Below are 6,800 nucleotides of genomic sequence, written 5' to 3' on the forward strand. Positions count from 1 at the left end.
GTCAATGTCCGCCGGCGCTGAAACCGGTCGGTTGCTTGAGCAGCAGGGCCAGTGGCACACAAAACAGCAGCGCGATCCCCAGTGCGTAGAAAGTTTCGGAAAACGTCATCGCGCTCGCCTGCCGCGCGATCTCGGCGGCGAGCTGTGCGGTGGCCTGCAATTGCGCGTGTACGCTGTCCCCCGTTTGCGCGAAGAAGTCCGCCGCGCTGGCGGCAAGATGGGCCTGACCGAGGGGACTGTTGGCGGTGATCGTCTCGCGCAGCATGGCGTCGTGATAGTCGGTGCGACGGTCGATCAGCGTGCCGAGCAACGCAAGCCCGACCGACCCGCCCAGGTTGCGGGCCATGTTGTACAGGCCCGCGGCGTCCCCCGCGTCCTGCGCCTCGACGGCTGCCATCGACGCCTGATTGAGCGGCATCATCGCGAGCATCTGTCCGACACCGCGCAGCAGTTGCGACATCGTGAAGTCATGCCCCACGCTTTGCGCGGTCAGATCGATGTCGAGCATGCAACTGGAGAAGAAGCACAGCAGCCCGAGAATCACGAGCCATCGAATGTCCACGCGGCTGATCAGGCGAGGCAGGAACGGCATCATCAGGAACGCGGGCAGTCCCGAGAGCAGCATGATGTTGCCCGACTGCTGCGCGTTGTAGCCCGCGATCGTCGCGAGGAACTGCGGCAGCAGATACGACACGCCATAGAGTCCCGCCCCCACCGTGAACACGATGTAGATCACGCTCGCGTAGTTCTTGTTGCCGAGCAGCGAGAGCTTGACGATCGGCTTCTTTGCCGTGAACTGCGCCACCAGCATCATGCCGATGCCGATGACCGACACGACCGAGAGCCAGACGATCAGCGGCGAGTCGAACCAGCGTTCGCGCTGGCCTTCCTCCAGCACCACGGTGAGCGAACTCAGGCCGATGCTCAGGCCCACGATGCCCAGCCAATCCGCCTCGAAGAATGCTTGCAAATTCGTCGGCTCGCGTTTCAGGCCGAGCATGAGCAACGTGACAATGGCCGCCGAGATCGGCAGGTTCAGGAAGAAGCACCAGCGCCAATTGGCATTCTCGGTGAGCCAGCCGCCGACTACCGGGCCGAGCAGCGGGCCGAGCAGCACGATCAGGCCGAACATCGCCATGCCCACGGGCATCTGGTGACGGGGCAGACGCGTGCGAATGATCATCTGCGCCGTGGGAATCATGGCGCCGCCGGCAAAGCCTTGTCCAATGCGGCCGATGATCATCTCGGCCAGGGTGCTCGACGCGCCGCACATCATAGAGAAGAGCGTGAAGAAGACGGCGTTGAGCATCAGGAAGCGTCGCAGTCCGAGCACGCGCGTGAGCCACGCGGCGAGCGGAATCATGACGATTTCCGACATCAGGTAGCCGGTCGAAATCCAGGTCCCCTCGGTGCCAGACGCACCAATCTGCCCTTGAATCTGCGGCAAGGCGGAGTTGGTGATCGAGATGTCGAGCGTGGCCAGCAGGGCGCCCAGCGCGCCGGCCGCCACGGCGATCCAGTCCGACGCCGATGCGTTGCGCGGCGTGATGGCGTTCGCGGATGTGCCCATCGCGCGACTGTCAGCCACGTTGCGCCCCAGCGTTTGCCGATGGCGGTGCGGTGTCGGCGCTCGACGGTGCGCTGGTGACGGGGCCGACAAGCGCGTTCAGTGGCGCGCTGAGCGCGAGCTGTGCTGCCGGGGTGCCCGCCTGATCTGCCTGATGCGCCCGACTCGCCTGCTTGGCGGGGGCGGCCGTATCGCAGCGATGCGTGTCGACGTCGGCCGTGACCGACAGGCCCGGCAGCAGCACCGTGCGCAATGAGGCGGGCACCTCAAGACGGATGCGTACCGGCACGCGCTGCACGATCTTCGTGAAGTTCCCTGTCGCGTTCTGCGCCGGCAGCAAGGCGAACTGCGCGCCGGTGCCCGGCGAGAGCGAATCGACCACCCCGTGAATCGGCTCGCCCGGCAAGGCGTCGACGTGCACCGTCACCGGTTGGCCGGGCCGCATACGACCGACCTGCGTTTCCTTGAAGTTGGCGCTCAGATAGACGTTCTGCACCGGCACGACGGTGAGCAATCGGGTGCCCGGTTGGGCAAACTGGCCGACGCGCACGGCGCGATCGCCGACGCGTCCGGCCAGCGTGCTCTTGACCACCGTGTCGGCGAGATCGAGCGACGCCTTGCGCGCACTGGCCTGCGCGACCGTCAGTTGCGCCTTGGCCTGCGCCACCGCGGCGTCAAGCGTGTCGGTCTGACGCTCGCTCGCCTGCAAGCTGGCCTGATGGCTCTTGAGCGTGGCGTCGGCGCGGGTGCTCGCATTGCGCAGCTCGGCAAGACGCTCGTCGGTTTCCGCACCCGTGGCCACGAGCGGTGCGTAGCGCTTAACTTGCCCGGCGGCATAGACCGCGTCCGCTCGCGCACCGTCGAGTTCGGCGCGCGCTTGCGCAATCGTCGCGACATGCTGGGTGCGTTCGGCCCGCGCGCGCGCGACATCGGCTTCGCGCGCTTGCACCGTCGCCTGCGCTTCGTCAAAGGCGGCCTGGTATTGGCGCGCGTCGAGCCGCACGAGCGGCTGGCCGACGCTCACCGTTTCGTTGTCGCGCACCAGCACTTCCGTCACGTAGCCCCCCACCTTCGGGGCGACGGTCATGCTGTCGGCCTGCAGATAGGCGTCGTCGGTGGACTCGATGAAGCGCGCAACGACCCACCAGTGCGCGCCCCAGCCAAGACCCGCGACGACGCCCAGCGCCAGCGCGCCAAGCAGAATCTTTTTGCGTCGAGGATTGGACGGCGCCTTGGGCTGACCGGGCGTTTGTGCGGTCTCGCCAGCGTCTGCGGTCTTGGCGGCCGGAGCCTCGACGTGGCGCGCCATTGGCGACGCCGAGGTCGTCGGCTTGACCGGTGTTGCGGTTGTCATGGGAGTTCCCTGAAATTATTCCATTTGGCAAAATTATTCCAGTTGATCGATTTGTGTCAAGTGTTATATTTTTGACGAAAGTTTTGGCAAGCAAGGACAGACATGACAGGGACTTCACGCGTCGGGCGAGCGACGCGCACGCCTGTGCGAACACGGCACGCGGTCGACACGGGGTATCAACGCGGCGAGGAAACGCGTGCGCGCATCGTGCTTGCGGCGATCAAATGTTTCGGGGAGTTCGGTTTCGCGGGGGCATCCACTCGCGACATCGCGCACGAGGCCGGGGTGAACGCGCCCGCGCTCCAGTACTACTTCGACAACAAGGAGGGGGTGTACACGGCGTGCGTCGAGTACATCCTGAGTCTCGTGATGGGGCAGATGGGCGAAGCGATCGAGGCGGCCGAGCGCGTGGTGGCTGATCCGCACGCCACCGACAAGCAGCTCATCGACGCATTTTGCGAGCTGCAGAACCGCAAGGCGGGGTTCATGGAGGAAGTGCCGGAGATTGATGGCTGGCACATGTTCATGGCCCGTGAGCAGGCGGGGCTTGGGCCGGAAGCCGGTTTCAAGGTCTTTTACGAGCGCTTCTCGAGCCGGCTCGCCGCCGTGGGGGCGAACATCGTGACCCGGCTGGCGGGTGTGGCGCCTGACGACGAGGCGATGCGGGTTCGGGCCGTGTGCATCAGCACGTTGGGCATGGCGTTTCGCGTCATGCGCCGCTCGGTCGATCGTTCGATGGGGTGGGCCAGCGAGCCAGACCCCGAACGCAATCGGATGGTGCGCGAAGCCGTGCTCGAACAGACGCGGCATCTGCTGGAGCGCATCGTCAAGCAGCGCAAGTCGGGCGGGTAAGGGGCAACGCAGGCGTGATGAGCCCGGGCAGGTCGAGCGCTGCGGGATCAACGCAAAAATGGAATTTGCTGGCCATTTGCGGCGGACAACTGGCGGCGATTCGAAGGATCTGCCAGAATCCGGGGAAACTTGATGGATTCTGCCAATGAACCTCGACCTTGCCGATCTGCGCATCCTGCGCCATCTCGAACGCAACGGGCGCATCTCGAACCAGGAGTTGGCCGATGCCGTAGGGTTGTCACCATCGGCCTGCCTGCGCCGGGTGAAATTGCTCGAAGATCGCGGTGTGATTTCCGGATATCGCTGTATCGTGGACGCACAGCATATCGGGCTCGAGTTCGAAGCGTTAGTGCAAATTTCGCTGCGTCCCGATGTCGATCAATGGCATGAGAAATTTCTCGCGTGTGTCCAGAATTGGCCGGAGGTGGTGACGGCGCGCATCGTCACCGGCTCGGCCAATTACATTCTGACGGTCAGGGCCCGCAATCTCGCGCATTACTCGGATTTCATCGTGAACGAGTTGTATCGCGCACCCGCGGTCATGGCGATCCAATCGAACATCGTGCTCAAGACGATCAAGCAAACCCAATCGCTCGTCGATCTCGTCAAGCAAAAGTAAAAATACAGAAGATATTAACCAACTCCCGAAAGACGGTCGGGATTTCCCGGAAGCAGAGACGCGGCATGGCAGTGATGACGACCATTGAGGATTTGCGGGGGCTCGCGCAGCGGCGCGTGCCGCGCATGTTTTACGAGTATGTCGATTCCGGCTCGTGGACCGAATCGACCTATCGGGCGAACGTGGCGGACTTCGGCGGCATTGCGTTTCGCCAGCGCGTCGCGGTCAACATCGAGCATCGCAGCACGCGCACGACGATGTTGGGCGAGCCGGTCGCGATGCCGGTCGCGTTGGCGCCGACCGGCATGACCGGCATGCTGCATGCGGATGGCGAGATTCTCGCGGCGCGCGCGGCCGAGGCGTTCGGCGTGCCGTTCACGCTCTCGACCGTATCGATCTGTTCGATCGAGGATGTGGCCGCGCATACCAAGGCGCCGTTCTGGTTCCAGTTGTACGTGATGCGCGATCGCGACTTCATCGAGCGACTGATCGATCGCGCCAAGGCGGCGGGGTGCTCGGCGTTGATGGTGACGATGGATCTGCAGATCAGCGGCCAGCGTCATCGCGACATCAAGAACGGCCTGTCGGCGCCGCCGAAACTCACGTTGCCGAACATTGCCAACATGATGACCAAGCCACGCTGGTGCCTGGGCATGTTGGGCACGCGCCGTCGCACGTTCGGCAACATCGTGGGGCATGCCAAGGGGGTGGACGACATTGGTTCGCTCGCGGCGTGGTCGGCGGCGCAGTTCGACCCTCGCCTGTCGTGGGACGATGTGGCGTGGATCAAGAAGCGCTGGGGCGGCAAGCTCGTGCTCAAGGGCGTGCTCGATCCGGACGATGCACGCGCGGCGCGCGACACGGGGGCCGATGCGATCGTGGTGAGCAACCACGGCGGACGTCAGCTCGACGGGGCGATCTCGACCATACGGGCGCTGCCCGACATTGTCGCGGCGGTGGGACGCGACACGGAGGTGTGGCTCGACGGTGGGGTGCGGTCCGGGCAGGACGTGATCAAGGCGATGGCGCTGGGCGCGAAGGGAACGTTGATCGGGCGTGCGTTCCTGTATGGCTTGGGGGCGATGGGCGAGGCCGGCGTGCGTCGCGCGCTGGAAGTCATTGCCAAGGAGATGGATGTGACGATGGCGCTGACCGGTCGCACGAGCGTCGACCGGCTCGACACGTCGATGCTCATCCCGGGAAGCTACCCGACGGGCATTGGACCTTACCTTGCAGAGCCCGGAGGGCGGTGAACCGTCGGTCGTGCCAGTGAGAGAAGCCGCAGCCATTGTGCTGCGGCTTTTTTCATTGGCGTAGGGGCTTTCCGATATTCGGCCCACCGGCTTCCGCCGGACCGTGGGCGCGGCGATGATGCAAGGCATGGGCCAGATGGCCGTGAGATGGCGTTGCGGGAGTTTGCAACAAATTTGTTGTGATTTCCGTGAGGCGTGCACGACAGATCTGTTGTAATATTCTCTTCCATCACGGGTGAGGTATGAAGTACAGCGAATTCCGACGGTGGCTTTCGCGACAGGGCGCGACATTCGAGCAACACCGTGCCGGATCCAGTCACTTTCGCGTCATGCTCAATGGGCGTTCGACCGTGTTCCCGGATCATGGTGCGAAGGAGATGGGTCGCGGACTGGTGGAAGCCATCAAGAAGCAGCTCGATCTGAAATAGCGTGCGCGGATCCCCGTGGGTGCAACGAATTGCGAGGCGAACTATGTTGACCTATCCCATTACGCTCAAGCGTGACACGAACGATACGTTGCTGGTCACGTTTCCGGATGTGCCGGAAGCGATTACCGTCGGCAAGAACGAGGCGCACGCCCGCGAGCAGGCGCTCGAGGCGCTCGAGGCGGCGCTGGAGTTTTACTTCGCGCAGAAGCGGCCGATCCCGTGGCCGTCGCGTCCGAAGCGCGGGCAGGTCACGATCACGTTGCCGATCATGGCGTCGATCAAGGTGCTGCTGGCGAACGAGATGATCGCGCAGAACGTGCGCAAGGCCGAGTTGGCCCGGCGTATGCACGTCAATCAGGTGCAGGTGGATCGTTTGTTGAAGCTCGGCTATGCCTCTCGCCTCGACGCGGTGGAGAGCGCCTTTGCTGTGTTGGGCAAGCGGCTGGAAGTCCGCGCGGTGTAGCGCCGTCGCGGCGACGCCGCCGAGTGCGCATTCCCAACGACAACGCCCCGCAATCGCGGGGCGTTGTCGTTCAGGCCGCAGCCGGCCGATCAGTGGTGATGCTTGCGATGGCCGCGGCGCTTGCCGTGGTAGTGGCCATTGTCGTACGAGCTGGAGCGCGACATGTTGCCGCCGAGTGCCGCGCCGGCGCCGCCGCCGACGGCTGCGCCGATCAGGCCGCCGGAGCGTCCGCCCATGGCATTGCCGGCCGCCGTGCCGGCGCCG

The 6,800-nt window shown here is 64.5% G+C and carries 7 protein-coding genes; 5 read left to right on the forward strand and 2 right to left on the reverse strand.

The genetic code is table 11. The annotated features are described in order from the left end of the window. Position 1: 1 nt before the first annotated feature. Together PEP31012_RS20635 and PEP31012_RS20640 are read right to left on the reverse strand one after the other, a co-directional pair. Positions 2-1,570, reverse strand: coding sequence for a DHA2 family efflux MFS transporter permease subunit (locus PEP31012_RS20635; protein ID WP_150591179.1), 1,569 nt, complete (start codon positions 1,568-1,570; stop codon positions 2-4). 10 nt (positions 1,571-1,580) lie between these two features. After that, entirely contained in the window at positions 1,581-2,876 is a 1,296-nt protein-coding gene (locus PEP31012_RS20640; RefSeq protein WP_425494979.1) for an HlyD family secretion protein, read from the reverse strand. 189 nt (positions 2,877-3,065) lie between these two features. On the opposite strand from PEP31012_RS20640, the gene PEP31012_RS20645 reads away from it, so the two are divergent. The 5 genes from PEP31012_RS20645 (at position 3,066) to PEP31012_RS20665 (ending at position 6,536) form a co-directional block, all read left to right on the forward strand. Further along, complete coding sequence (locus tag PEP31012_RS20645) at positions 3,066-3,773, forward strand: CerR family C-terminal domain-containing protein (protein ID WP_246171407.1); 708 nt, start codon at positions 3,066-3,068, stop codon at positions 3,771-3,773. A gap of 145 nt (positions 3,774-3,918) precedes the next feature. Next, positions 3,919-4,392 (forward strand): Lrp/AsnC family transcriptional regulator, encoded by a 474-nt coding sequence (locus tag PEP31012_RS20650; RefSeq protein ID WP_150591163.1) that lies wholly within the window; start codon positions 3,919-3,921, stop codon positions 4,390-4,392. Positions 4,393-4,457: 65 nt separating this feature from the next. Continuing rightward, positions 4,458-5,645, forward strand: coding sequence for an alpha-hydroxy acid oxidase (locus tag PEP31012_RS20655; RefSeq protein WP_150591164.1), 1,188 nt, complete (start codon positions 4,458-4,460; stop codon positions 5,643-5,645). A gap of 242 nt (positions 5,646-5,887) precedes the next feature. Continuing rightward, positions 5,888-6,073 (forward strand): type II toxin-antitoxin system HicA family toxin, encoded by a 186-nt coding sequence (locus PEP31012_RS20660; RefSeq protein WP_150591165.1) that lies wholly within the window; start codon positions 5,888-5,890, stop codon positions 6,071-6,073. Positions 6,074-6,116: 43 nt separating this feature from the next. After that, positions 6,117-6,536: a type II toxin-antitoxin system HicB family antitoxin gene (locus PEP31012_RS20665; protein WP_150591166.1), complete on the forward strand. Its 420-nt coding sequence runs from the start codon at positions 6,117-6,119 to the stop codon at positions 6,534-6,536. Positions 6,537-6,800: the final 264 nt, after the last annotated feature.

Source organism: Pandoraea eparura (assembly GCF_902459725.1).
GTDB lineage: Bacteria > Pseudomonadota > Gammaproteobacteria > Burkholderiales > Burkholderiaceae > Pandoraea > Pandoraea eparura.

Coding starts and splice junctions, on each gene's coding strand:
- PEP31012_RS20660 (WP_150591165.1), top strand. CDS start 5,888: ATGAAGTACAGCGAATTCCGACGGTGGCTTTCGCGACAGGGCGCGACA.
- PEP31012_RS20635 (WP_150591179.1), bottom strand. CDS start 1,570: ATGGGCACATCCGCGAACGCCATCACGCCGCGCAACGCATCGGCGTCG.
- PEP31012_RS20655 (WP_150591164.1), top strand. CDS start 4,458: ATGGCAGTGATGACGACCATTGAGGATTTGCGGGGGCTCGCGCAGCGG.
- PEP31012_RS20640 (WP_425494979.1), bottom strand. CDS start 2,876: ATGGCGCGCCACGTCGAGGCTCCGGCCGCCAAGACCGCAGACGCTGGC.
- PEP31012_RS20650 (WP_150591163.1), top strand. CDS start 3,919: ATGAACCTCGACCTTGCCGATCTGCGCATCCTGCGCCATCTCGAACGC.
- PEP31012_RS20665 (WP_150591166.1), top strand. CDS start 6,117: ATGTTGACCTATCCCATTACGCTCAAGCGTGACACGAACGATACGTTG.